Here is a 23,895-nt window from a genome sequence, read left to right as displayed (position 1 = left end):
GGCTGCGTGCGCGACGCTGCGTTCGACTACGAGTTCGGGTAGGTCTCGCGGAGGATGCGTCCGAGGAGGGCGGCGATCGCGCCCGGCCCGGATCCTTCGGCGACGCGCTCGACGTCGGCGTTGTAGTTGGTGTTCGTGTTGATGTCGTACACCACCTGACGGCCGTCTTCGGTCTCGATGAACTCGATGCCGGCGATCTCGAGGCCGATCTCCTTCGTGAACGCGATGAGGCGCTCGACGAGCTCGTCGTGCCCGCCCTGTCGGAGCGAGAAGATCGAGGTGCCTGGCTCTGGCGCGAGCTCAGCACCTGGGGGCACGACCGGGCGCCCAGTGTCTGGGTCGATCGCGCAGGCATCCGCCGGGCAGAGCTGGAACCCGCCGTGGATGGTGTCTGCCGCGATCGAGTAGATGTGCTCGCCGCCGACGATCTCGACGCGGGTGATGAACCCGCCTGCCGGTCGCAGGTACTCCTGCAGGAGGGTGATGCCGTCGAGCGGCTCCTCGAACTCGGGGGAGTCGAGGTAGTTCTCGAAGTCGGCGAACGCGTCGAAGCGGCGCACGCCGAGGCCCTTGCCGCCCTGGTTGTGCTTCGTGATGAAGGGTGTCGGGAACTCCCTCGCCGCGTCCCGCAGTCCCTGCTTGCCGATGACGGCGACCGTGCGGGGCGTGTCGATGCCGGCGCGGCGCAGCAGCGTCAGCTGGTCGACCTTGCTGACCTCGAGCTCGATGGCCCGCCGGCCGTTGACGGTGCGCCGGCCGGCAGCCTCCACCCAGTTGAGCACCGAGCGTGCGTAGTCCTTCGAGAGTGCGTGGTCTCGGGTGTGCGAGGAGGCGCTGATGCGGGACCAGAAGATGCCCTCTGGCGGGAGCGCGTCGATGTCGAGCACGCCCTCGACGAGCCGCCACTCGACGACCGGGACACCGGCCGCGTGGAAGGCGGCCTGGAACGGCGGCCACCATTCGGGGTTCTCGTGCAGGGCGTAGACGACAGGGCCAGCAGCTGCGGGCTGGGGGGAGGGGGATGCGCTCATGAGAAGAACCCTTCGACATCGAGTGCGCCGCCGGCCGCGTCGAAGTCGGCGCGTGCGGCGGCACGGAGGTTGGAGTCGGCGAGGAAATCGGCGGCCACGAGTGCGAGGCCGGTGCTCGCATCGGCGATGGCCGTGCTCGCGGCGTCGCTGGTCGCGTACTGAGCGAACTCACGTGTGTGCAGGCTCACATCCGGTGGGCTGATGGCGATGACGGGGTGGATGCCCGGCACGCGAACGCTCACGTTGCCGAAATCGGTGGAGGCGGCGAGGTGCGATGGCACGGACGCCTTCGTGAGGACGCGTCGGCCCCGCGCCTCCTGGTGTACCGCCCACCGCTCGGAGAGGGGCGTGTTGTAGCGCAGCGGCATCGTGAACGGCTGCGGGTCCCACTCGACCTCGACGCCCGTGCCGGTCGCGAGGGCGATGCCGTTGGCGATGTCCTCGAGGCGCAGGCTCAGCTCCTTCAAGGTCTCCGCCGCGTTCGAGCGGACGTAGTACTCGAGCTCCGCGAACTCCGGCACGACGTTGGGGCGCTGCCCGCCGTCGAGGATGACGCCGTGGATGCGGTCGCCGGGGTAGAGGTGCTGCCGGATGAGGCCCGTGGCCTGGTAGTTGAGGTTGGCGGCGTCGAGCGCGTTCCGGCCCTGGAACGGCGAGGCTGAGGCGTGTGCCGGGACGCCGTAGTAGCGCACACGCAGGATGCGTCGCCCGATGAATGGCTGGTCGGTGACGTCGTAGCCGAACGGGTGGATCATGATGGCTGCGTCGACGTCGTCGAATGCGCCGGCCCTCGCCATGATCTCCTTCCCGTTGCCGCCCTCTTCCGCGGGCGTGCCGTAGAGCACGATCCGGCCCGCGGGGAGTTCGTGGCGGCGGCTCGCCTCGACGAGCGAGAGGAAGGCGCCGACAGCGGAGGCGGCGATGATGTTGTGCCCGCAGCCGTGCCCGACGCCGGGCAGGGCGTCGTACTCGGCGAGGATCGCGACCGTCGGCGCCTCCGTCGAATCTGGTTTCGCTTCGCCGACGACGAGCTCCGCGACGAGCGCCGTGTCGAGCCCGAAGGCTCCCAGCTGTGCCGTGATGCCGTGCTCTGCGAGCAGTTCGGCGATGTCGGCGACGCTCTGCGTCTCCTCGAAGCCCTCCTCGGCGTATTCGAAGATGCGGTGGGAGAGCTCGACCAGCTCAGGCTGCAGGGAATCAGCGGCCGCGCGGATGGCCGACGTGTCCTCGATGGAGGCTCCGTCGTGCGGTGAGGTGATGGGCGGCGCGGCGGCCGCGGCGATGGCGGTCTCTGCGGCCACGAGATCGAGGTAGGTGCTGCTGGGAGTCGTGGGAGATGCGCCCACCCGGATTCCGCGGGTCGCCCCTGTTGCTCGGGGTGCGCTGGTCGGGTCTGCTGCTTCGCTCACGTGGTGTGCTCCTTGCCGCCGGCAGCCCCGGGTGGGCCGTCCGCATCCATCGTGCCTCGATTCTCCGGGAGCGTGGTGGGCCGTGTCGGGGTCGCCGTCGTGGGCCGTAACGTGAAGCTGGATTACAGTGGCAGCGTGATGTTCATCCTCGGTGCCGTGCTGCTCGGGCTCAGCCTCGCGCTCACGACCTGGGCGCACTTCCTTGTCGGACGGGCGGGTGCCGGGCGCAGGCTGCCGATCTTCAAGGACCCGCCGGGGACGCCGAAGCTCGCGAGCTGGCTGCGCATGGGCGGGGCCCTCCTGGCCGTCGTCGCCGCCGGTCAGCTGTGGCACGTCATCGGGCTCTTCGCGATGCTTCCCGTCATTCTCGTTCTGTTCGTGCCGGGGCTCGTCATGCATACACGGCACGAGCGCGCGCTTCGCCGCTGAGATCCACGATCATCTTGCCCGTGTTGGCGCCGCGCATCATGTCGAGGAACGCCTGCACGGTGCTGTCCAGGCCGTCGACGACCGTCTCGTCGTAGGCGATCTCGCCCGCCCGCAGCCACTCGACCATCCGCGGCTGGAACTCCCCGGCGAGGTGGCCGTAGCCTCCGACGGTGAAGCCCTCCAACCGCAGGGCTTGCTTGATGAGGTTGGCCATGTTGTCCGGACCCGCTGGCTTCTCGCGCTCGTTGTAGCTCGAGATGGCACCGCACAGCGCCGCTCGGCCGCCCCGGTTGAAGACGTCGAGGGCCGCCTCGAGGTGGTCGCCTCCCACGTTGTCGAAGTACACGTCGATACCGTCTGGCGCCGCCTCCGCGAGCTGCTCCCGCACGGGCCGTTCCTTGTAGTTGAAGGCGGCGTCGAAGCCGTACTTCTCCGTGAGGAGGGCCACCTTCTCGTCGGAGCCCGCTGAGCCGATGATGCGGCCGGCGCCGAGCTTGCGGGCGATCTGTCCGACCGCGGTGCCGACGGCACCCGCCGCACCCGATACGAAGACCGTCTCGCCCTCCTTGAGGCCCGCGATCGCGGTGAGGCCGACGTAGGCGGTGAGGCCGGTCATGCCGAGCATCGAGAGGTAGAGCGACAGCGGGACGCCGGGAATCTCGGCGACGACGCGGAACGACGCCGCGTCCTCCTGGGCGATGTCGCGCCACCCGAATGCGTGGAGCACGTGCGCCCCGACCGGGACCTCGTCACTGGCCGACTCGACCACGACGCCGACCGCGCCGCCGGTGAGCGTCTCGCCCAGGGCGTAGGGGGCGACGTAGCTCGGCGCGTCGGTCATGCGGCCGCGCATGTACGGATCGACCGAGAGGAAGAGGTTCTCGACGCGCACCTGACCTGGCTGCAGCTCGGCGTACTCGACCGTGACCGTGCGGAAGTCCGTTTCCTTGGGCCACCCCTCCGGGCGGGAGGCGAGCTGGATCTGCGTGCTGATGGCGGTTGAGGTCATCGCGTCAGACAATCACAGCATTCTGACCATACCGGTCGATGACTACATTCGTAGTGGATGCACTACGCCCGTAGTTTCTGTGTCGAGATCTCTGCGTCTAGAGTTCGGGGGTGCCCTCCACGCGTGATCGTTCGCTGACCGCCGCCCTCGAGCTCCTCGCATCTGGCGGGATGCGTGCGCTCACGCACGCGCGGGTCGACGCCGAGGCGGGGCTCCCGAGGGGGTCGACGTCGAATCACTTCAGGACCCGTCAGGCGCTCATCGAGGGCGTCATCGGTCGCTTGGAGCGCAGCGACTACGCCGAGTGGCTGCTGAGCTACGAGTGGGGCGAGCCGAGCGTGGAGCGATTCTGCGCGGCGATCTGCGCTGGGGTGGACGACATGACGGGCGTCGGCCGCACGCAGACGCTCGCCAGGTACGCCCTGGTCCTCGAGGGAACCCACAACGCGGTGGTCGCCGAGGCGATCCGGGTGGGCCGCGATCGCCTGCGGGGCTGGGCGGCGGGTGCCATCGCAGGTCTCGGCGTCGACGATGCCGAGGCCCGTGCATCTGCGCTGTTCGCGTTCATCGACGGGGTCGTCCTGCACCGGCTCTCCCTGCTAGAGGAGGACCTCCCCGACGCGTCCGTCGACGTGCAGCCGACCGTGCGGCGGATACTCGCTTCGCCTGACGCCGTGCCTTCCGCCTAGGGCTGGAGCTCTGCCGCCCAGGCTGAGGTCGCCGCGGCGATCTGTTGGCGCCCGTCCTCGTCGGGGATCGTCGCGGTTCCGTCGCCGGACTGCGGGCCGTAGTTGCCGAACATCGCGTGGTTCGCGCCTTCGATCTCCAGGGTCTCGGCGTCGGCGGGGAGCAGGCCGCGTGCGTCCGCTGCCTTCTGCGGGGTGCTGAGCCCATCGGCGCTTCCTGTGATGCTGAGCACGTCGAGCGATTCGTCGTCGGCGAGGTCGTTGGCGCAGTAGCTGCCGAACAGCAGCAGGCCGGCGACGTTCGGCGACTCTGCGAGCTGGCAGGCGCGGACTCCGCCGAGGGAGTGCCCGCCGACGGACCAGGTGGTGACCTCGGGGGCGGCGGTCGTGTAGTCGTCGAGGGTGCGGGTGTCGAAGAACGCGAGGTTGAGGAGCGGCTGCGGGATGACGACGGTCATGTTGTCGTCGGTGACCAGGCTCGAGAGCTTCGCGGCGTAGGCCGACGGCTCGACCTTGGCTCCGGGGATGAACACGAGTCCGGTGTCGCTTGGCTCCTCGCTCGGGCTCAGCACGAGGGAGCCGTCGACCTCGGTGACCGAGATGGCTGGGTTGTTCGTGACCGATGCGAGGGGTTCCGGTTCGGCTGCCATGACCCCGACGTTCGCCCAGATCAGGAATGCTGCGATGGCGACGACGAAGACCGCGGCGATGATCGAGAAGGTCCAGATCAGCGCGCGTCGCAGCCGGCTGCGTCTGCGTCGCGGTGGCTGCTGGTTCGGGGGAGTTGCTGGCACCCGCCGAGGATATCGCTCAGCTGTGGGAGGGGTGCTCGACGAGGGTGGTGCGGCCGACGGGCTTCTCGAACGCGAAGACGGGGAGGTCGAATTCCGGGATGCGTCGCTCGCCGCCTTCGAAGCCCGACGCTCGGTAGAGGGCGACTGCTTCGGGCTGCCGAGAGCCGGTGGTGAGGAAGATGCGGGTATAGCCGAGGTCTCCGGCTGCTGCGTCGAGTTCTCGCAGGACCCGCTGGGCGAATCCGCGGCGGCGGTGCGTGTCGCGTGTCCACATGCGCTTGACCTCTGCGGTGGTGGAGTCGTATCGGCGGATGGCGCCGGCGGCGACGAGGAGGTCACTCTCGAGGATGCCGATGAAGGCGCCGTCGGGAGGCGTGAAGTCGGTGACGGGGTACGCGGTGATGTCGTCTGTGTAGAACTCCCGGTACCTGGTTCGGTACTCCGCGTCGAGGATGTCGAGCACTTCCGACACCTCGGCAGAGGTGATGTCGAGGTGGCGGACGGTGAGCGCGTTTGTCATGCGCACATGGTGCTCCGCCTCCGGGCGTCTCGCTCTTCGTTCGGCCCCCAGGTGACGTCGTGTTTCGCCCCGCGAAGCGCGGTGTCGTCTCGTGTGCCCATCTTGCGCAGGTTGCTGTTCACCCGGACCAGGGATTCCTACGCTGACGCGACGACCTATGCAACCGGTGCCGAACGAAAGGGCAGATCATGAGCATCACGCTCCGCATGACGCACGGCCAGTTGACCGACAAGCGCACGACGGGCGGGCGCACGACCGAGGCACGCGCGTCTGATGGACATGCGGCCGGCGCTCCTCTGTACGTTGTTCGCCTGCAGCAGGTGCTCTCGCGGGTCGTCCTCTCAGAGCGCGCAGGGGTTGGAGAGCAGAGGCTTCTGCTCCGCGGCGTCGGTATCGAAGAGGTCTAGCTCGGGGAGTGAGGAGGTCTCGCTCGGCGAGGCCTCAGAACGGCGGAGGGTCGGTGCCCGCGTCGCGTTCTCGCCGGGCGCTGCTGTCCCGCTCGACGTCCGGTCCTGTGCCTGTGCCTGTGCCTGATCCTGCGTCTGTCTCTGTCTCTGTCTCTGTCTCTGTCCCAGGCGCAGGCGCTGACCTTGACCTTGCATCCGCCTCACTCGTTGCCTTCGGCGGGCGGGTGCTTCCGGCATCCGCCGACGGCACGAAGCGAACGCCTTGCCTGTCGGGTCTGTCTGTCAGGACTTTTCCGCTTGGTGTCGTCCACTGGAGGACTCCGCCTTCGAGCTGCAGAACCGACCACGGCGTTGCGTGCCTCATGACGTGGTGGAACACGCAGAGGTGCTCCAAGTTGTTCGTGCAGGTTGCACCGCCGTGCTGCCACTCATGGGTGTGGTCGATGTGGCACCCGCGTGCTGGGAGTCGGCAGCCGGGGAATCGGCAGTGCACGTCGCGCGCCGCGAGGAATCGCCGCATCGCCGCTGTTGGCTTGTAGGTGTCGACGGCCTGGACGGTGCCCGTGATCGGGTGGGTGAGAATTCTCGTGAACATGGGGGCGTTGGCCGCGAGACGCTTGGCTTCGTCGAGCGGTACCGGTGTGAGGCCGTCGAGCAGAGCCGGAGGGTGGCCGGGGTCGCGTTCGTCGGCGAGCAGCGTGGTCGTGGGGATGACCAGGTGCACCTTCGCCTGGACCCCGGATGCCAGGGGTGCGGAGTTCGGTTCGCTCGTGAGGAGCTGGTCGCAGATGAGGTCGGCGCTGACCTCGCCGAGGGTGCGCTCGTCGGCGGCGCCGTGCGGCACCTCTCCCGTTGCTTGAGCCTTCTGCGCCCGTGATCGAGCTCGCAGGACGAGTGTCGCCTGCTTTCTGACTCTGTCCCGGACGGCGGTGAGGAGAAGGAGTGAGCCGCCGACGTGGAGCACTCCGTGTCCGTCACCGGAGTCGGTCACGGACACGAAGCCCTTCATGCGCGTCACCTTGCGCCGCTCGGCGAGTGGGACCCGCGTGAGTTCCTCTGCGATGCGGGCGGTCAGCCGCTTCAGTGCCGCGTCCGTCAGGATCTGGGTGCTTACCTCGCGGAGTGCGAGGTCGACGTAGCGGGCACGCAGGGCGGTCTGCTCGGCTTCGACCTCGTGGGTGACGAGGAGCCCTGAGCTGACGATGGCATCGAGGTGGCGACCGGAGATGCGCCCGTCGGCCACGGCATCCACTGCGGCAGGAAATTCACGCACGGCGTTCCACGAACCGGCGAGCTGCCTCATGACGAAGCCGTGCTTCGCCTGCACCTCGATCGAGATCTCTGCCGAGATCGACCGTACGTGCATGCCCATCTCGGGATGCCCTTCGGCGAGGTCGAGGAGGTAGCCGAAGTTGTACGCACGAGCTTCGAGCAGGATCTGCTCGGCGTCGATCGCGCGCTTGGCGGATTCGATGCGGGCGGTCTCGGACAGGATGGTGGCGCGTTCAGCGGCGACGGAAGCCGAATCGTTGACATCGAAATGCCACCGCTCCTCGAACTTCGCCGCCGCTTGGTACATGGTCCGATCGTAGCATCAATCGAATGTAGATTCGAGGAATTGTGAATAACATTCGAGGCAAGATCGCTGCGATCGACGCGTCCTCAGGCCTGCCTCAGGGCAGCTGCCTCGCGACGAAGCCGAGCGCGGCGGCCGTGTCGACGATCTCGGTGACGGATTCGCGCGGTACGACGACCAGCGGGTGGGCGTCGCTGTCCTCCTCGAGGAACACGAGCGCGAGCCCCACGGGCGCGAGGAGCGCATCAGCTGCGGCGGCTGCTGTCGGCACGTCGCCGTCCACGTCGCCGACCTCATCGGTGTCGAGGCCGAGGCGGACGATCCGCGGAACTCCGGCCAGGGCGTCTGCGAGCTCCATGCCTGTGTCCTCGGCGTGGAGGTAGGCCAGTGCTCCGCAGTCGTCGAGGGCGTCGATGAGCGCGCCCCAGGCCTCATCCGCGCCGTCGTCCTCCTCGACGCCGCTCTCGTCTCGGTCGTCGCCGGACTGGTCCTCGCCCTGGTCCTCGTCCTCGTCCCGAGAGTCGCCCTCGAGAGCCTGCTGAACGCTCGGCCAGATCTCGGGGTCGTCGTCGATGAGCGTGCAGAGGCGTTGCCAGGCGGTGTAGTCAGTCACGGCCCCGAGGGTACCTGCCCACCCGGGGCCGCGCGGCTGGTCTACGCTCCCGCGACTGCCGCGATGAGGGCATCCACGTCGTGCTCGGTGGTGTCCCAGGAGCAGAGGAAGCGGACGAGGCCGCGAGACGCGTCCCAGGTGTGGAACGCGTAGCTCTCGCTGACGCGCTCGGCGACCTCGCCGGGGAGAATGGCGAAGACGCCGTTCGCCTGGCGGGGGAGTGGCACTGAGCAGCCGTGGACGCCCTCGATGCCGGTGGCGAGGCGCGCGGCCATGGCGTTGGCGTGTTCTGCGTTCTCGCGCCACAGCTCGTCGCCGAACAGCGCGAGGAGCTGGGCGGAGATGAAACGCATCTTCGATGACAGCTGCAGGTCGATCTTGCGGGCCTCTTCGGTGCCGTAGACGGCTTTCGGGTTGACGACGACAACCGCTTCGGCGGCCAGCGCGCCGTTCTTGGTGCCGCCCAGGCTGATGACGTCGGCCCCGGCCGCGCTGGAGACCTCGGCGAGCGTGCAGCCGAAGTGGGCGGCGGCGTTCGAGAGGCGCGCGCCGTCGACGTGCAGCCACATGCCGCTCGCGTGGGCGACGTCGGCGAGCGCCCGAACCTCATCTGGCGAGTAGGCGGTGCCGACCTCGGTCGCCTGGCTGATGCTCACGGCGAGGGGCGTGGCCCGGTGCACGTCGCGGCGCACGGCTGCGGCCCGCTCGATGTCCGCCGGAACGAGCTTGCCGTCCGCCGTCTCGACGGTGAGGAGCTTCACCCCGCCGACGCGCTCGGGGGCGGCGTTCTCGTCGGTGTTGATGTGCGCTGAAGCCGGGCATACGACGCCGCCCCAGCGCGGCACCATCGACTGCAGCGCGACGACGTTGGCACCGGAGCCGTTGAAGACCGGCAGGCCGATCGCCTCCGCGCCGAAGAGGTCCCTGCACAGCGCCTGGAATGCCGACGAGTAGGGGTCGTCCCCGTAGGCGCCGACATGCCCGCCGTTGGCGGTGACGAGCGCATCCAGGACCTGCGGGTGAGCGCCCGCGGCGTTGTCGCTCGTGAAGGTGCGGAGGTGGGGGTCGTGCAGCTGCGTGATCACCGATCCATTCTTCCGCACGTGCCACATCGATGAGAACTCATGGGTTCGCGTCTACGCTCTGAGCTATGAGCAACGCGGAGGCCAACCCCATCGAGGCACAGCTGCAGGCCGCCTACGAGACCGGGCAGGTGGTGGCCGGTATCGAGCTGCTCCTGCCGCGTGAGGTGCCGCTTGGTGGCCCGCGCTCGCTGCCTGTCCTGCGCTCGCTGCCCAACAAGTTCCGCCACTTCATCGGCGCCTGGTGCTTCATCGACCACTACGGCCCCGTGGACGTGCCGTCGGGTGCTGGCATGGATGTGCCCCCGCACCCGCACACGGGGCTGCAGACCGTCAGCTGGCTGTTCTCCGGCGAGGTCGTGCACCGGGACTCCATCGGCAGTTTCCATGAGGTCGAGCCCGGTGGCGTCAACGTGATGACCGCCGGGCGTGGCATCGCCCACTCGGAGGTGTCCGCTGATCGCCCTGATCGGGCCCGCGTGCTGCATGGCGTGCAGCTCTGGGTGGCCCTGCCAGCTGCGCAGCGGGATATCGCGCCGGCCTTCGTCGGCCTGGACCGATGCCCATCGCTGCGACTGCCGCCTCCCACGACGGCTGGGACCCCCGTCGAGGCGACCATCTTCATGGGGGAGTTCGCGGGCCTCCGCTCGCCTGCGCCCAGCTTCTCGCCGCTTGTCGGCGTCGAGCTCGCCTTCTCCGGTTGCGCGGAGGCGCAGCTCGACCTCGAGCCCAGCTACGAGCACGGCATCCTCGCGTGCTCTTCCGGCATCACGGTCGACGACGTCGAGCTTCCCGTCGGAGCCGTGGGCTACCTGCCCACCGGCACCGACCGCGCGATCGTGGGCGCGAGTGATGGCGGGCGCGCCCTGCTGCTCGGTGGAGCGCCCTTCGAGGAGAAGATCGTCATGTTCTGGAACTTCGTCGGTTCCTCCCACGACGACGTCGCGGCAGCTCGCGACGAGTGGCAGCGGAGCAGGTCGAGTGCCGGCACTGATGCCCGTTTCGGCCGCGTCGACAGCCACGAGGGCAGGACGCTCGCCGCTCCGACGCTCCCGAACGTCCGGCTCAGCCCGCGCGGGCGAACCCGCGAGGACTGAGCCGGCCCTGAGCAGGACCGCTATCGCGCGCGGTCCTCGGGGTCGATGATGGGGATGGCGTTCGTGAACACCGATGCCCGTTCCTGCGCCTGGACGCTCCCGGTGAAGAGCCCGGACCCGCCGGCGCTGTCGTCGTCGTTTCTGGTGTCCTCCGCCTGCGATGCCCGCGATGCGGCATCGCCCGGACCTGCCGACTCGGTGATGAGCACACGCTGCACGGGCAGCGCCGACGGCATGGTGCGCTGCATCCACGTCACCATGGCCTCGCGCACGAAGCAGCGCAGGTCGAAGAGGGTGGGCGCATCCACCGCGGTGACGAGGATGCGGATGCGGACGAGCCCGCCCGTCGCCTCGGTCACCTGGAGGACCTGCGCCCGCCCATCCCAGAGGTCGGTCTGCGTGAGCACCTCGGCGAGGCGCTCGCGCATGAGCGCCGGGGAGACGCGCCAGTCGACGTCGAGCTCCACGGAGCCGAGGAGCTCGCTGCCCTGCCTGGTCCAGTTCTGGAAGGGCTGGGTCGTGAAGTAGGTGCACGGCAGCACGAGGCGGCGGTCGTCCCACAGATCGACGACGACGTAGCTCAGCGTGATCTCTCCGATGCGCCCCCACTCGTCTTCGACCACGACGACGTCGTCCACGCGCAGCGCCTCGCTGAACACGAGCTGGAGGCCCGCGAAGATGTTCGCGAGGACCGACTGGGCGGCGAGGCCTGCGACCACGGAGGCGATGCCAGCTGAGGCGAGGAGGCTCGCCCCGACGGTCCGCACCGCAGGGAACGTGAGGAGGATCGCGCCCAGCGCGATGACGATGATCACCGCGACTGCGAGCCGCCGGAGGATGAGGGTCTGCGTGCGGATGCGCCGGGCCACGCGGTTGTCCGCCACGTCGATGCGGTTGCGACCCAGCGTGATGTCCGTCGAGAAGGCGACGAGTCCCGCCATGAGCCAGGCGCCGGCGGCGATGATGAAGATCGTGAGCGCGTGGTAGATGAGGTCGCGCCAGGACCCGTCACCGTCGGACGGGAAGGCGACGGCGACTGCGGCCCAGAGCGCGATGATGAGCACGACGACGCGGAAGGGGCGCCGCGTGTGTCGCACGAGCGGCTCCGGCCAGCGAAGGCGCTTCGCGACGAGGCGGATGATGAGCGCGACGAGCGCGGTGAGCGTGACGGCCGCGACGACGGCGACGGCAATCGAGAGGGCGAAGTTCCACCAGGGATCGAGCACGTTCCTCCTCGGGGAGTGGAGGGCCCCTCCGTGCGGGAGTGGAGGGCTGGGGAAGCAACGCTAGTGAGCGAGCCTCCGTGCTGCCTGGCCTGCCCGCCAGCGCGCACATCTCCGCACCGGGGTTCAGCCCCGGGATTCAGCCCCGTCGCTCGGCCTCCGAGCGCTCCCGCCACTGGATGAGGTACCGCCGGTCGAAGGAAGGTGCGCACCGGAGGCAGGAGACGAGCCTGCCGCGCGTCGGGCGGCGGAACCTCAGGACCTCGTGCCCATTGGGGCAGACCCCGACCCACTTCGCGAACTCGGTCGCCACTTCGCCGTCGTGCGTGCGACCGCCGACGTAGCCGAGCTCGTCGGCGATGCGCTTCCATTCGGGGCCGTGCCCCGCCTTGTGCCCGGCGACGGCGTGGGCGACCTCGTGCAGCAGCGTCTGGTGCACCGTGTCGTCGTCGTAGCGGGCCGAGAGGTAGCGGGAGACGGTGATGCGCCTGTCTCGGAAGTTGCAGGCGCCAGCGCGCTTCTTCGCGTGATCGAAGCCGAAGCTCCAGCTCTCGTCGAGGTGCATGCGGATGAGCGCTTCCGCCCAGACTCGCACCTTGGCCAGGTCGGCCACGGGCCCCGCCCCTAGGAGTCGATCGAGGTGATCGGCTCGCTCAGCTCCGAGGAGGGCTCCTCGTCGCCCTCGAGGATCGCGCGGGTGACGCGGATCGCGAACTTCGAGGACTGCAGCTGGTCGGCCGCGACGCCCCTCGCAAGGCGAAGCTCGTGCGCGCGCTCGAAGTCGACGAGCGCGTCGGTGTACTCGCGCTGCTCGAAGCGCACTTTGCCTCGATGCTGCAGGGCGAAGGCCGCGAGCTCGTCCCATTCGTGGGTGAGGGCCTCGTCGACGCAGTTGTTCAGGTCCTGCAGCGCGACGTCGTGCTTGCCCTGGAACTGCTGGACCTGAGCCTTGCGGATGCGAGCGGCGAGGGCATCCTCGCGGGCTCCCGTGAACCGGGACTGCCGGTAGGCGGTCTGTGCGGTGTCGAACGCCTCGTCGAGCCGACCGAGCATGCGCAGCAGCGCGACCTTCTCGTTGAGCGCGGAGAGGGACCGAAGCACGGCGATCTCCGCCAGGCGAGCCTCCGCGGCGTCGATGTCGATGCGCTCGCGGAGGGTCTCCGGGTCGTAGCCGAGGATGATGGGAGCGTCTGACACCCCAGCAGGTTAGCCGCAGCCGTGACGGAATGGGCGCATCCCTCGCCGCGTTGTGGAGAGCCGGTCGGTCGGCCTTCTGCTCCCGACTACCAGCCGCCCTGCCTGCGCTCGCGGAAGACGCTCTTCCCGGGCAGTGGAGACGCCGTCGCGGAGGCATCGCGCGCGGCCTCCGTGCCGCGCACGAACTCGCGAACCGCTTTCCCGCGCACGACGACGGCTGGCGGGAAGCCAGATGCGACGCGCCTCTCGAGGCCGGGCAGCGAGAGCGCTTCCGGCGAGCGGGAGGCGACCGCGGCGATGTTCCCGAAGCGGCGGCCCTTCAGCATTGCAGGGTCGCCGACGAGCGCGACCTCGCCGAATACCTCGATCAGGGTCGCGACCTCGGCCCGCGCGAAGGCGAGATCGTGGCCGTCGGCGATGTTGACGAGCACGATGCCGTCCGGGCGCAGGAACGGCTCGAGTTCGGCGAAGAACTCGACGCTCGTCACATGCGCCGGCGTCTGTGCGCCGGAGAAGATGTCGACGACGATCGCATCGACCGAGCCGAGGAGCCCCCGGGGGAGTCTGCCGAGCTGCTCTCGTGCATCCCCGTAGCGGATGCGGATGCTCGCGCCGGCGGGAAGCGGAACGACCTCGCGCACGAAGTCGACCAGGGACCGCTCGAGCTCGACGACCTGCTGCCTCGAGCGCGGCCGCGTGGCGTCGACGTAGCGCGGGATCGTGAGTGCTCCGGCGCCGAGGTGGAGGGCGGTGATCGCCTCTGCCTCGGGGAACGCGAGGTCGAGGACGTAGCCCATGTGCCGGATGTAGCCGAAGGAGAGCTCCCTGGGGTCGAGCGGGTTGACCGCGGACTGCGGGGTGCCGTCGACGATGAGAGTCCATTCCTCTCCGTCGCGCGAGAACCGCGCCTGAGCTCCGGAGTCGAGCGTCACGCTCGTCGCGGGGATTGCACTGCTTGGGGTCTTGCTGCTGGCTGGCGACACCTGGCAAGTCAAGCAGAGACACGCGGATTTCGAGCAAGGGTGACCTTGTTTGGAATCATTCAAAAGAACGGCCACGATGGTCTCATGACCACCAGCATCGAGCACGCGAGCAGAGAGCGGCGGGACGCCGCGTTCTGGCGGACCTCGCTGCGCCGGGCCGGTCTTCGTGTCACCCGTCAGCGGGTCGCGGTGCTCGAGCTGCTCGACGCCAGCCCGCACTCGTCCGCGGAGCGAATCTTCGCCGCGGCGACCCCCCAGCGCGCCGAGCTCGGCTCGCTCACCCTGCAGGCCGTCTACGGAATCCTCGACGACCTCGGCCGCACCGGCCTCGTGCGCCGCTTCGACGCGCCGCGCACCGCGGCCCGGTTCGAGACCCGTATCGGCGACAACCACCACCATGCCGTCTGCGACGAATGCGGCCGCATCGAGGACATCGACTGCGCCGTCGGCGAGGCGCCGTGCCTCGTTCCGGCCTCGCCGAGTGGCTTCGCGGTGCACACGGCGGAAGTCGTGTATCGGGGTGTCTGCGCCGACTGCGCGACGCCCTGACCCCAGATCCCCTTCCCAGTCCACAGCCCAGATGAATCCGACAAGGAGCGTTTATGACTGAGTACATCGACCCGACAGTCCCATCGACCGAGACCAACGGCTCGCCCACCGAGAGCGACCGCAACTCCCTCAGCGCCGGAGCAGACGGCCCCCTGATGCTCCACGACGTGCGCCTCGTCGAGACGCTCGCGAGCTTCAACCGCGAGCGCACCCCGGAGCGCAACCCGCACGCCAAGGGTGCCGGCGCGTTCGGCACGTTCACGGCGACGGAAGACGTGTCGCAGTACACGCGTGCCGCCGTCTTCCAGCAGGGCGCCGAGAGCGAGACGCTCCTCCGCTTCTCGACCGTCGCCGGCGAGCAGGGCTCCCCTGACACGTGGCGCGACGTTCGTGGCTTCTCGCTTCGCTTCTACACGAGTGAGGGCAACCTCGACATCGTCGGCAACAACACGCCGGTCTTCTTCCTCCGCGACCCGATGAAGTTCCCGCACTTCATCCGCTCGCAGAAGCGCCTCCCTGACTCCGGACTCCGCGACAACAGCATGCAGTGGGACTTCTGGACCCTCAACCCGGAGACCGCCCACCAGGTGACCTACCTCATGGGCGACCGCGGACTCCCGCAGTCCTGGCGGCACATGAACGGCTACGGCTCGCACACCTACGCGTGGATCAACGCGGCAGGCGAGCGCTTCTGGGTGAAGTACCACTTCATCTCCGAGCAGGGCGTCGAGGTGCTCTCGAACGATGAGGCGGAGAAGCTCGCCGGCTCGGACGCCGAGTTCCACCGCCGCGACCTCTTCGACGCGATCGGCCGCAAGGACTTCCCACGCTGGAAGCTGAGCGTGCAGGTCATGCCCTTCGAGGAAGCGAAGACGTATCGCATCAACCCCTTCGACCTGACGAAGGTGTGGCCGCACGCCGACTACCCGCTCATCCCGGTCGGAACGCTCGAGTTGAACCGCAACCCGGAGAACTTCTTCGCGCAGATCGAGCAGGCTGCGTTCTCCCCGTCGAACCAGGTGCCGGGAACCGGCATCTCGCCGGACAAGATGCTCCTCGGCCGCGTGTTCGCGTACCCGGATGCCCAGCGCGCGCGCATCGGCACCAACTACCAGCAGCTCGACGTGAACCGGCCGAAGAACGCGACGAACTCGTACACGTTCGACGGCAACATGACGGTGTCGCACTCCGGTGCGGCTCCCGTCTACGCGCCGAACTCGTTCGGTCGCCCCTACGCGGACCAGACGGGCCCGGTCGAGAACTCGTGGGAGACCGACGGCGATCTCGTGCGCAGCGCGTACACGCTCCGGCAGGACGACGACGACTTCTCGCAGGCCGGCACGCTCATCCGCGAGGTCTACTCGCCGGAGCAGCGTGACCGCCTCGTGGAGACCGTGGCGGGAGCCCTCGAGACGGTTGTCGAGCCCGTCCGCTCGAACGCCTTCCAGTATTGGACGAACATCGACGCCGAGACGGGTGCGCGAATCCGCGCCGCCGTCGAGGCGAACGCCGTGGACACCGACCCGGCACCCGTGGGCGTCGGCCACTAGCCACTGACCCGCAGAGACAGGCGTGCCCCCTCGAGAGCTTCTCGAGGGGGCACGCCTTTCGTGATGGAGCCGAGGGTCAGGATGCTCGCCAGTATCCGCAGTTGCGGGACTCGAAGGTGCTGTCGCTCGCGTCGATCGTCACGACGATCTCTGCCTGGGGCTTGTCGTAGGACGACTCGATCCACTCGCCCTTGGCGTCGTAGCGGAACCAGCGGCAGGTGTCGCTCGGCATCTCCGGCTTGTACGTGCCCGGCTTGATGTCGCTGCCGACCTTCCAGACGCCATCGTTGAATCGCGTGCCGTCGATGCCTGCCTTCACGTTCGCCTCATAGGTGCTGAGCGAGGTCTTGGTCGGGTCTGCATCAGGGTGATCTGGGCACAGGATGAGCGCGGCCGCGATCTGCGATGCCTGCTCATCGTTGGAGATGCCTGGCGAGACCGCGAAGTAGAAGCCGGGGGTCGCGCAGAGCGCGTAGACGTCCGCAAGACGGACGTCGTCGGCGCCCGCCTCCTCCTTGGCGTCATCGGTGGCGGCCTGCCCGAGGGCATCGAGCGCCTTCTGCTCGGTCTCCGTGAAGGTCGTCCCACCGTTGGACTTGCCTGTGCAGCGCGTCACGTCATCGCCGAGCGCCCAGATCTCCGCGAGATCGGAGGGTGCTTCGGTGAAGCTCCGTGAGTCGGCCATCCTGCACGAGTAGGTGACGGCGAAGGCCGCGGAGCCGGAGGATGTGGCCGACGGTGGCTCGCCTGGTCCCGAGGGTGTCGTCTCCGCCGAGGAGGTGGAGGTCGCCTCGACCTCAGGGGACTGGCCGCCCGTCGCCTGGTTGACGAGGGCGCATCCCGAGAGGAGGAAGAGGGCGGTGAGCGCGAGCGCCGACGAGCGCATGAGCTTCTTCACGGGGGTCTCCTTCGATGCGGGGCTTGGCGCGTCCGAGGCCAGCGGGTCGCTTCCTCGCGACCCGACGGAGCCGATCTGCTGGAAGACACGCTAACGGAACAGGACCATCCGGCGTGCATGCGGGGGAGTACTCCCCGCATCCGCGGCCGTGTCTGCGCACGCGCGTTCCTGGCGGTGAGCGTGGCAGCGAGCGTCGCGAGAGCAGTGGGGGCAGCGGCACGAATGCCACTGCCCCCACTGCCCTCACTGCGACGAATGCGGTGCTCGCCGAGCCGCCGCCGCTACACCCCGCGGCGACGTGCGAGCGCCAGGGCTCCGAGCGCGAGTGCCGCGAGGGCGGTCAGCGATACGATGACGAGATCCTCTGCGCCCGTCGTCGCGAGCGTCGTGCCACCTTCCTGGCCCGTCGCGCCGCTTCCGCCGGTCGAAGCGCCGTCCGAGCCCGTGGCCGTGCCTGGCGTCGTCGTGGTGCTCGGGGCCTCCGTGGCGACGGGCGTCTCCGTGGGGCCGGCAGTCTCCGTGGGGTCGGGCGTCGCGAGCGGGGCGCACGCGAGGGCGCCCCGCTTGAGGGCGTCCGACTGCACCCCGTCCTCGAGCCAGTACGCAGCACGGGTGCCGTCGAGGCAGGTCTCGTTCGCAGCGATCGCGAAGCCCTCGTTGTTGGTGTCCGGCAGGTCGGCCGGGCGTGCGACGTGCGTCACGGAGTAGCCGGCGGAGCCGTCTGCCGCACCGAACTGGAAGAGCGCGCTCGTTCCGCCGCACCCGTTGTCGCACATGCCCCACAGGGTCTGCGTCGACTCGTCGTAGTCGAGGGCCATGACGCCGCCCAGGCCCGACTCGAGCGTCGCGACGCGGGCGGCGGCCCCGTCATCGAAGAGCGCGTAGGCGTACACCCCGGCGGTCTCCTCGACGGCGACGAAGAACAGGCCGTCGGCGCCCGGGTAGTTCGCGGCGTCGTATGGCGCTCCCGTGCGCTCATCGAGCAGGCGCCCCTCCAGCTCGCTGTCCGCGACCCACTCGATGGCCTCGATGCCCGTGTTGGCACCGACCTGCGGCAGGCTGGAGGTGAGGTCCCACTCGACGGCCGCGACCACGTCGGGACCGCTCGCGTCGACGAGGTCGACCTTGAGGATCGTGTTCTCGTTCGTCGCCTTGTCCGAGTTGTCGCGCTCCGAGCCGATGTAGACCGACTCGGGGTGCGCGGCCGAGACCGTCACGCCCTCGGCGTCCGGGCCCGCAGCAGCGGGGTTGCCCGCATCCGCCTGGAAGCGAAACCGCTTGGGCTCCTCCCAGCCGGCCGCCGGGGTGACGCCGCCGTCGACCGCGACGTCGAAGCGGTACAGTCCGCCCGTGCCGTTGTCGACAGCCCAGAGCGTGCTGCCTTCTGCGGAGTACTGGTACTCGAGGCCGGACATGTCCTCGCCGAGCATGACGTCGCTCGCGATGGGAGCCACCTCGGGGGAGCCCGTCCAGGGCTCGGGCGCGGGAGCCGTGGGAGCTGGCGTCTCGACGGGCACGTCGGAGCATGTGTTCAGTGCGCCCTTGGTCGATGCCGTCGTCGCGCGGAAGTCGCCGTCGCCGTCGGCGCAGCGGGCCCAGCTGACATCGGCGTGGTCGATCCAGGTGGTCGAGTCGAGGATCGTCCCGGCGGAGTCGGCGAGCGTGGCGCTGTCCCCGCTGCCCAGCCCGAAGCCGAGGCTGCTCTCCTCGTAGACGTAGAACTCGCCGGGCGCGAGCACGGTGGATGCGGGAGCGGGCGCAGGCGTGTGGTCCGCGTTGTCGTCCACGATCGTCCAGCCGGAGATGTCCACCGTCTCCGCGCTGCGGTTGTAGACCTCGACCCAGTCTCCGGGGGTGCCGCCGTTCGACTCGACCTCGTTGATGACCACGGGGGAGGTGGGGTCGACGCCGGCGAAGAGGTTCTCGGTTCCCTTGGTGGGCTCCGAGGTCTCCGTGAAGGCGCCGGTGCCGTTCGGGGAGCGGCCGTAGCTGGTCGCCGCGTGCTGGGTCCAGGTGTGCTCGTCCACGAGCGTGGTCCCGTCCGGCGCGAAGAGCATGGCGCTGTCGCCACCGCCCAGGCCGAAGGCGAAGTCGGCCTCGTCGATGACGAGGTAGTCGCCGGGCTGCAGGGTCGTGCCGTCCGCCAGCGTGTAGCGGTGCGTGGCGTCCTCGGGGGAGTTGTCGGTGAAGACGTAGCCGCTCAGGTCGATGGCGCCGATGCCCGGGTTGAAGAGCTCGACCCAGTCGCCCGGCTCGCCACCGGAGGATTCGACCTCGTTGATGACGACGCCGGTCGGGTGAGGTGCGGGGGTGGTGGCCGCGTTCGCCGACATGGGAACTGCCAGGGCCGCACCTCCGCCGATGATGGCGGCGACGAAGGCCGCCAGGGTGATTCGTTGTGCTTGCACGCACGCGCTCCTCTGCGCTCGGGAATGAAGCGAAGTGCGCTCGGGGCGAGCGACAGCGCCTCGCCCATGGAAGCGGGAGCGGGTGCCGTAGCGGTAGCTGGCACCTGAACGGCAGGAGAACGCCGAAGCGCCGGCCTCCGTGCGGAGGTCGGCGCTTCGAGGTGAACTATGGCGCGGTCAGGCGGCTTCGTAGGTGAGGCAGTCGGCGGCATCGCTGCCCTGCGCGCCCACGCGGATCGCAGGAGCGGTGCAGGTGAGGTCCTTGTTGAAGCGGCAGTCGGTCGACTGGCAGGCGCCGACGCCGGCGATGACCTTGTCGAGGCCGCCCTTGCGGTCCAGCGGGATGAACGTGGCGCAGCCCTCGTGGCCGTCGATGGTCACCGCGGGAGCGTGGCAGCCGTCGTGGTTGAACGAGCAGCCGGCAACTGAACAGGTGCTGACGTTGGGGAGATCGAGCAGTGTCATGGTGTGCCTCCGATGTTGGGTTGCTCCCACGGTAGGAGCCGGAGAGGCCGGTACTCAAGCCGACACTGGACTGTGCGGCACCTTTCTGATAAGGCCAGGGTCCCCTTGCTGAGCGGAGCCTTGCCTGTCTCAGCGGGGTGAGGCCAGCGGAGATCGAACGCCGTGGGGGACCGCGTTATACCTGAGAATCCAGATTGAGGCAAGGTCGGGGTAGACATACCACCAAACGGCGCATACACTCGATGTTTGCGCTTCGTCTCACCATGCCTTCATATTGCGGTCGGCCTGGCAGTGCTTCTCTCACCAACTTCTTCGCGAGTCTTCATCGACTGCGTCCGTTGGCGATGGGCACGCCTTGTACATCGTGAAACGTGGCGGAACCTCACCGACGACACTACTGGCATCTCGCGGAATCCGCGGGATCGTGGAGGGAACTTCCTTGGCTGCTGCGCGCAACGCATCTCCGACGCCTACGACCGGTCGGAATGCACGCCGACTCTCATTCGCGAAGATCAGCGACACACTCGATGTCCCAGATCTTCTCGCCCTGCAAACCGAATCCTTCGACTGGCTCGTCGGCAACGACGCCTGGAAGCAGCGCCTCGCTCAGGCGCAGGCTGAAGGCCGCACCGACGTCGCTCTCCGTTCGGGCCTCGACGAGATCTTCGAAGAGATCTCTCCCATCGAGGACCTCGGCGAGACGATGCAGCTGAGCTTCACCAATCCGTACCTCGAGCCCGAGAAGTACTCCCTCGAGGAATGCAAGGAGCGCGGCAAGACGTACTCCGCGCCTCTGTACGTCGAGGCCGAGTTCATGAACCACCAGACGCTCGAGATCAAGACCCAGACGGTCTTCATGGGCGACTTCCCGCTCATGACGAGCAAGGGAACGTTCATCATCAACGGCACCGAGCGTGTCGTCGTCTCGCAGCTCGTCCGCAGCCCGGGCGTCTACTTCGAGCGCACCCCCGAGAAGACCAGCGACAAGGACGTCTTCTCGGCCCGCATCATCCCGAGCCGCGGAGCCTGGCTCGAGTTCGAGATCGACAAGCGCGACCAGGTCGCCGTTCGCATCGACCGCAAGCGCAAGCAGTCGGTCACCGTCTTCATGAAGGCCCTCGGCCTCACGACGGAGGAGATCCGCGAGCAGTTCGCCGGATACGAGTCCATCGAGCTCACGCTCGAGAAGGACGACATCCGCACCAAGGAAGATGCCCTCAAGGACATCTACCGCAAGCTGCGTCCGGGCGAGCAGGTCGCGACGGAAGCCGCGCGTGCGCTCCTCGACAACTTCTACTTCAACTCGAAGCGCTACGACCTCGCGAAGGTCGGTCGCTACAAGATCAACCGCAAGCTCGGCATCGAGTCCGCGATCAGCGAGTCGGTCCTGACCGTCGAGGACATCGTCTCGACGATCAAGTACCTCGTCGCGCTGCACGCCGGTGACGAGAAGTTCGATGGCAAGCGCGGCGGCGAGCCGGCAGACATCCGCCTCGACGTCGACGACATCGACCACTTCGGCAACCGTCGCATCCGCGCCGTCGGCGAGCTCATCCAGTCGCAGGTCCGCACGGGCCTCAGCCGCATGGAGCGCGTCGTCCGCGAGCGCATGACGACGCAGGAGATCGAGGCGATCACGCCGCAGACCCTGATCAACGTGCGCCCCGTCGTTGCTGCGATCAAGGAGTTCTTCGGAACGTCCCAGCTCTCGCAGTTCATGGACCAGAACAACCCGCTCGCGGGTCTCACGCACAAGCGTCGCCTCTCGGCCCTCGGGCCCGGCGGTCTCTCCCGTGAGCGTGCCGGCGTCGAGGTCCGTGACGTCCACCCGTCCCACTACGGACGCATGTGCCCCATCGAGACGCCTGAAGGCCCGAACATCGGCCTCATCGGCTCGCTGGCGACGTTCGCGCGCATCAACGCGTTCGGCTTCATCGAGACGCCGTACCGCCGTGTCGTCGAGACCAAGGTCACGGAGCAGGTCGACTACCTGACCGCGTCCGAGGAAGACGAGTACGTCGTCGCGCAGGCCAACGCTCCCATCGGGGCAGACGGCCACTTCGTCGAGGACGAGGTTCTCGTCCGACGCAAGGGCGGCGAGGTCGAGCTCGTCCCAGCCGGCGAGGTCAACTACATGGACGTCTCGCCGCGCCAGATGGTGTCGGTCGCGACGAGCCTCATCCCGTTCCTCGAGCACGACGACGCGAACCGCGCCCTCATGGGCGCCAACATGCAGCGTCAGGCCGTCCCGCTCGTTCGCAGCGAGAGCCCTGTCGTCGGAACCGGTATGGAGGGCTTCGCGGCCATCGACGCCGGTGACGTCATCACGGCGAACCGCGCAGGTGTCGTGCAGTCGGTCTCGGCCGACCACGTCGTCCTGCAGCTCGACGAGGGTGGAACCGAGTCCTACTTCCTCCGCAAGTTCGACCGCTCGAACCACGGCACCTGCTACAACCACCGTGTTGTCGTCTCGGCCGGCGAGCGCGTCGAAGAGGGAATGGTCATCGCGGATGGACCCGCGACGGAGAACGGCGAGCTCGCGCTCGGCAAGAACCTCCTCGTCGGCTTCATGCCGTGGGAAGGCCACAACTTCGAGGACGCCATGATCCTCAGCCAGAACCTGGTGAAGAACGACACGCTCTCCTCGATCCACATCGAGGAGTACGAGGTCGACGCTCGCGACACCAAGCTCGGCAAGGAAGAGATCACCCGCGACCTGCCCAACGTCTCGCCCGAGCTCCTGAAGGACCTCGACGAGCGCGGCATCATCCGCATCGGTGCAGAGGTCCAGCCTGGCGACATCCTCGTCGGCAAGGTCACGCCGAAGGGCGAGACCGAGCTCAGCGCAGAAGAGCGACTCCTCCGCGCGATCTTCAACGAGAAGAGCCGCGAAGTGCGCGACACCTCGCTCAAGGTTCCTCACGGTGAAGCCGGCACGATCATCCAGGTGAAGGTCTTCGACTCCGAGGAGGGCGACGACGAGCTCGGCTCGGGCGTCAACCAGCGCGTTGTCGTGTACATCGCCCAGGAGCGCAAGATCACCGAGGGCGACAAGCTCGCTGGCCGCCACGGCAACAAGGGCGTCATCGCGAAGATCCTGCCGGAAGAGGACATGCCGTTCCTCGCCGATGGAACTCCGCTCGACATCGTGCTCAACCCGCTCGGCATCCCGAAGCGCATGAACTTCGGTCAGGTGCTCGAGACGCACCTCGGCTGGGTCGCGAAGACCGGCTGGAAGATCGAGGGCGAGCCCGAGTGGGCGAAGAACCTCGTTCCCGAGGCCTACGAGGGAACGCCGGGCGTCAAGCTCGCAACCCCGGTCTTCGACGGCGCGACCGAGGAAGAGCTCACGGGCCTCCTCGACTCGACGCTCAAGACGCGCGACGGCGACCGCCTCATCAACTCGACCGGAAAGACCGTCCTGTTCGACGGCCGCTCCGGAGAGCCCTTCCCGGACCCGATCTCCGTCGGCTACATGTACATCCTGAAGCTGCACCACCTCGTGGATGACAAGATCCACGCGCGTTCGACGGGTCCGTACTCGATGATCACGCAGCAGCCACTCGGTGGTAAGGCGCAGTTCGGTGGACAGCGCTTCGGTGAGATGGAGGTGTGGGCGCTGTACGCATACGGTGCCGCGTACACGCTCCAGGAGCTCCTCACCATCAAGTCCGACGACATCGTCGGACGCGTCAAGGCCTACGAGGCCATCGTCAAGGGCGAGAACATCCAGGAGCCGGGTATCCCCGAGTCCTTCAAGGTTCTCCTCAAGGAGATGCAGTCGCTGTGCCTGAACGTCGAGGTCCTCTCGGCAGACGGAACAGCACTGAGCCTCCGCGACAACGACGACGAGGCCTACCGGGCCGCCGAAGAACTCGGCATCAACATCTCCAGCCGCTTCGAGTCCTCGTCCGTCGACGAGATCTAAGCCTCCCCGACACGACGAAGACTCATTCTTCACAAGGAGAC

22 protein-coding genes are annotated in these 23,895 nt (G+C 68.3%); 7 read left to right on the top strand and 15 right to left on the bottom strand.

All coding sequences use genetic code 11. From position 1 onward, the window contains the following. Positions 1-26 precede the first annotated feature (26 nt). Together C5E07_RS11155 and C5E07_RS11150 are read right to left on the bottom strand one after the other, a co-directional pair. Positions 27-1,031 (bottom strand): RimK family alpha-L-glutamate ligase, encoded by a 1,005-nt coding sequence (locus C5E07_RS11155; protein ID WP_104299451.1) that lies wholly within the window; start codon positions 1,029-1,031, stop codon positions 27-29. Next, positions 1,028-2,440, bottom strand: coding sequence for a M20 family metallopeptidase (locus tag C5E07_RS11150; protein WP_258063892.1), 1,413 nt, complete (start codon positions 2,438-2,440; stop codon positions 1,028-1,030). Before C5E07_RS11150 ends, C5E07_RS11155 begins: the two co-directional genes overlap by 4 nt. Positions 2,441-2,575: 135 nt before the next feature. On the opposite strand from C5E07_RS11150, the gene C5E07_RS19790 reads away from it, so the two are divergent. Continuing rightward, positions 2,576-2,869 carry a hypothetical protein gene (locus tag C5E07_RS19790; RefSeq protein WP_228496627.1) on the top strand — a complete coding sequence of 98 codons (294 nt, stop codon included), beginning with the start codon at positions 2,576-2,578 and terminating at the stop codon, positions 2,867-2,869. On the opposite strand, the gene C5E07_RS11145 is transcribed toward C5E07_RS19790, so the two are convergent. Further along, positions 2,832-3,878: an NADP-dependent oxidoreductase gene (locus C5E07_RS11145; protein ID WP_104299449.1), complete on the bottom strand. Its 1,047-nt coding sequence runs from the start codon at positions 3,876-3,878 to the stop codon at positions 2,832-2,834. The two genes, C5E07_RS19790 and C5E07_RS11145, sit on opposite strands and share 38 nt — an antisense overlap. Before the next feature lie 110 nt (positions 3,879-3,988). Here C5E07_RS11145 and C5E07_RS11140 point away from each other — a divergent pair, with 110 nt between their 5' ends. Next, a complete protein-coding gene (locus C5E07_RS11140) occupies positions 3,989-4,567 on the top strand; it encodes a TetR/AcrR family transcriptional regulator (protein ID WP_104299448.1) in 579 nt (192 codons plus the stop codon). Here the strand turns inward: C5E07_RS11140 and C5E07_RS11135 are convergent. Next, positions 4,564-5,358, bottom strand: a complete 795-nt coding sequence (locus tag C5E07_RS11135) for an alpha/beta hydrolase (protein ID WP_258063891.1) — start codon at positions 5,356-5,358, stop codon at positions 4,564-4,566. The two genes, C5E07_RS11140 and C5E07_RS11135, sit on opposite strands and share 4 nt — an antisense overlap. 16 nt (positions 5,359-5,374) lie before the next feature. Continuing rightward, positions 5,375-5,878: a GNAT family N-acetyltransferase gene (locus C5E07_RS11130; RefSeq protein WP_104299493.1), complete on the bottom strand. Its 504-nt coding sequence runs from the start codon at positions 5,876-5,878 to the stop codon at positions 5,375-5,377. Positions 5,879-6,066: 188 nt separating this feature from the next. Between C5E07_RS11130 and C5E07_RS11125 the strand changes: the two genes are divergently transcribed. Next, positions 6,067-6,285 carry a hypothetical protein gene (locus C5E07_RS11125; RefSeq protein WP_104299447.1) on the top strand — a complete coding sequence of 73 codons (219 nt, stop codon included), beginning with the start codon at positions 6,067-6,069 and terminating at the stop codon, positions 6,283-6,285. A 34-nt stretch (positions 6,286-6,319) separates the two neighbouring features. Here C5E07_RS11125 and C5E07_RS11120 read toward each other — a convergent pair whose 3' ends face one another. From C5E07_RS11120 to C5E07_RS11110, 3 genes are all read right to left on the bottom strand, one after another. Next, entirely contained in the window at positions 6,320-7,864 is a 1,545-nt protein-coding gene (locus C5E07_RS11120; RefSeq protein WP_104299446.1) for an HNH endonuclease signature motif containing protein, read from the bottom strand. Positions 7,865-7,958: 94 nt separating this feature from the next. After that, entirely contained in the window at positions 7,959-8,474 is a 516-nt protein-coding gene (locus C5E07_RS11115; RefSeq protein WP_104299445.1) for a hypothetical protein, read from the bottom strand. Positions 8,475-8,515: 41 nt separating this feature from the next. Beyond that, complete coding sequence (locus C5E07_RS11110; protein ID WP_258063890.1) at positions 8,516-9,559, bottom strand: low specificity L-threonine aldolase; 1,044 nt, start codon at positions 9,557-9,559, stop codon at positions 8,516-8,518. 65 nt (positions 9,560-9,624) lie between these two features. Between C5E07_RS11110 and C5E07_RS11105 the strand changes: the two genes are divergently transcribed. Then, positions 9,625-10,653: a pirin family protein gene (locus C5E07_RS11105; RefSeq protein WP_104299443.1), complete on the top strand. Its 1,029-nt coding sequence runs from the start codon at positions 9,625-9,627 to the stop codon at positions 10,651-10,653. Between the two features lie 20 nt (positions 10,654-10,673). On the opposite strand, the gene C5E07_RS11100 is transcribed toward C5E07_RS11105, so the two are convergent. The 4 genes from C5E07_RS11100 to C5E07_RS11085 form a co-directional block, all read right to left on the bottom strand. After that, positions 10,674-11,879 (bottom strand): mechanosensitive ion channel family protein, encoded by a 1,206-nt coding sequence (locus C5E07_RS11100; RefSeq protein WP_104299442.1) that lies wholly within the window; start codon positions 11,877-11,879, stop codon positions 10,674-10,676. Positions 11,880-12,015: 136 nt separating this feature from the next. Then, a complete protein-coding gene (locus tag C5E07_RS11095; protein WP_104299441.1) occupies positions 12,016-12,489 on the bottom strand; it encodes a SprT-like domain-containing protein in 474 nt (157 codons plus the stop codon). Between the two features lie 11 nt (positions 12,490-12,500). Further along, positions 12,501-13,073: a hypothetical protein gene (locus C5E07_RS11090; RefSeq protein ID WP_104242710.1), complete on the bottom strand. Its 573-nt coding sequence runs from the start codon at positions 13,071-13,073 to the stop codon at positions 12,501-12,503. 86 nt (positions 13,074-13,159) lie between these two features. Further along, entirely contained in the window at positions 13,160-14,056 is an 897-nt protein-coding gene (locus C5E07_RS11085) for a spermidine synthase (RefSeq protein ID WP_258063889.1), read from the bottom strand. An 84-nt stretch (positions 14,057-14,140) separates the two neighbouring features. On the opposite strand from C5E07_RS11085, the gene C5E07_RS11080 reads away from it, so the two are divergent. Next, positions 14,141-14,605 (top strand): Fur family transcriptional regulator, encoded by a 465-nt coding sequence (locus C5E07_RS11080; protein WP_104242706.1) that lies wholly within the window; start codon positions 14,141-14,143, stop codon positions 14,603-14,605. A gap of 53 nt (positions 14,606-14,658) precedes the next feature. Next, positions 14,659-16,155 (top strand): catalase, encoded by a 1,497-nt coding sequence (locus C5E07_RS11075; RefSeq protein ID WP_104242704.1) that lies wholly within the window; start codon positions 14,659-14,661, stop codon positions 16,153-16,155. Positions 16,156-16,231: 76 nt separating this feature from the next. On the opposite strand, the gene C5E07_RS11070 is transcribed toward C5E07_RS11075, so the two are convergent. From C5E07_RS11070 to C5E07_RS11060, 3 genes are all read right to left on the bottom strand, one after another. Next, complete coding sequence (locus tag C5E07_RS11070) at positions 16,232-17,053, bottom strand: hypothetical protein (protein WP_104299439.1); 822 nt, start codon at positions 17,051-17,053, stop codon at positions 16,232-16,234. 281 nt (positions 17,054-17,334) lie between these two features. Then, positions 17,335-19,461 (bottom strand): lamin tail domain-containing protein, encoded by a 2,127-nt coding sequence (locus C5E07_RS19510; RefSeq protein WP_181057940.1) that lies wholly within the window; start codon positions 19,459-19,461, stop codon positions 17,335-17,337. Positions 19,462-19,638: 177 nt separating this feature from the next. Beyond that, positions 19,639-19,926 (bottom strand): DUF1540 domain-containing protein, encoded by a 288-nt coding sequence (locus tag C5E07_RS11060; RefSeq protein WP_104242700.1) that lies wholly within the window; start codon positions 19,924-19,926, stop codon positions 19,639-19,641. Between the two features lie 439 nt (positions 19,927-20,365). Here C5E07_RS11060 and C5E07_RS11055 point away from each other — a divergent pair, with 439 nt between their 5' ends. After that, positions 20,366-23,854 carry a DNA-directed RNA polymerase subunit beta gene (locus C5E07_RS11055; protein WP_104242698.1) on the top strand — a complete coding sequence of 1,163 codons (3,489 nt, stop codon included), beginning with the start codon at positions 20,366-20,368 and terminating at the stop codon, positions 23,852-23,854. The last annotated feature ends 41 nt before the right edge of the window (positions 23,855-23,895 follow it).

The sequence above is a fragment of the Pseudoclavibacter sp. RFBJ3 genome, assembly GCF_002931375.1.
Lineage (GTDB): Bacteria > Actinomycetota > Actinomycetes > Actinomycetales > Microbacteriaceae > Pseudoclavibacter.
The sequence above is the reverse complement of the archived record's forward strand: the minus strand, read 5'-3'. Positions and strand labels throughout refer to the sequence as shown.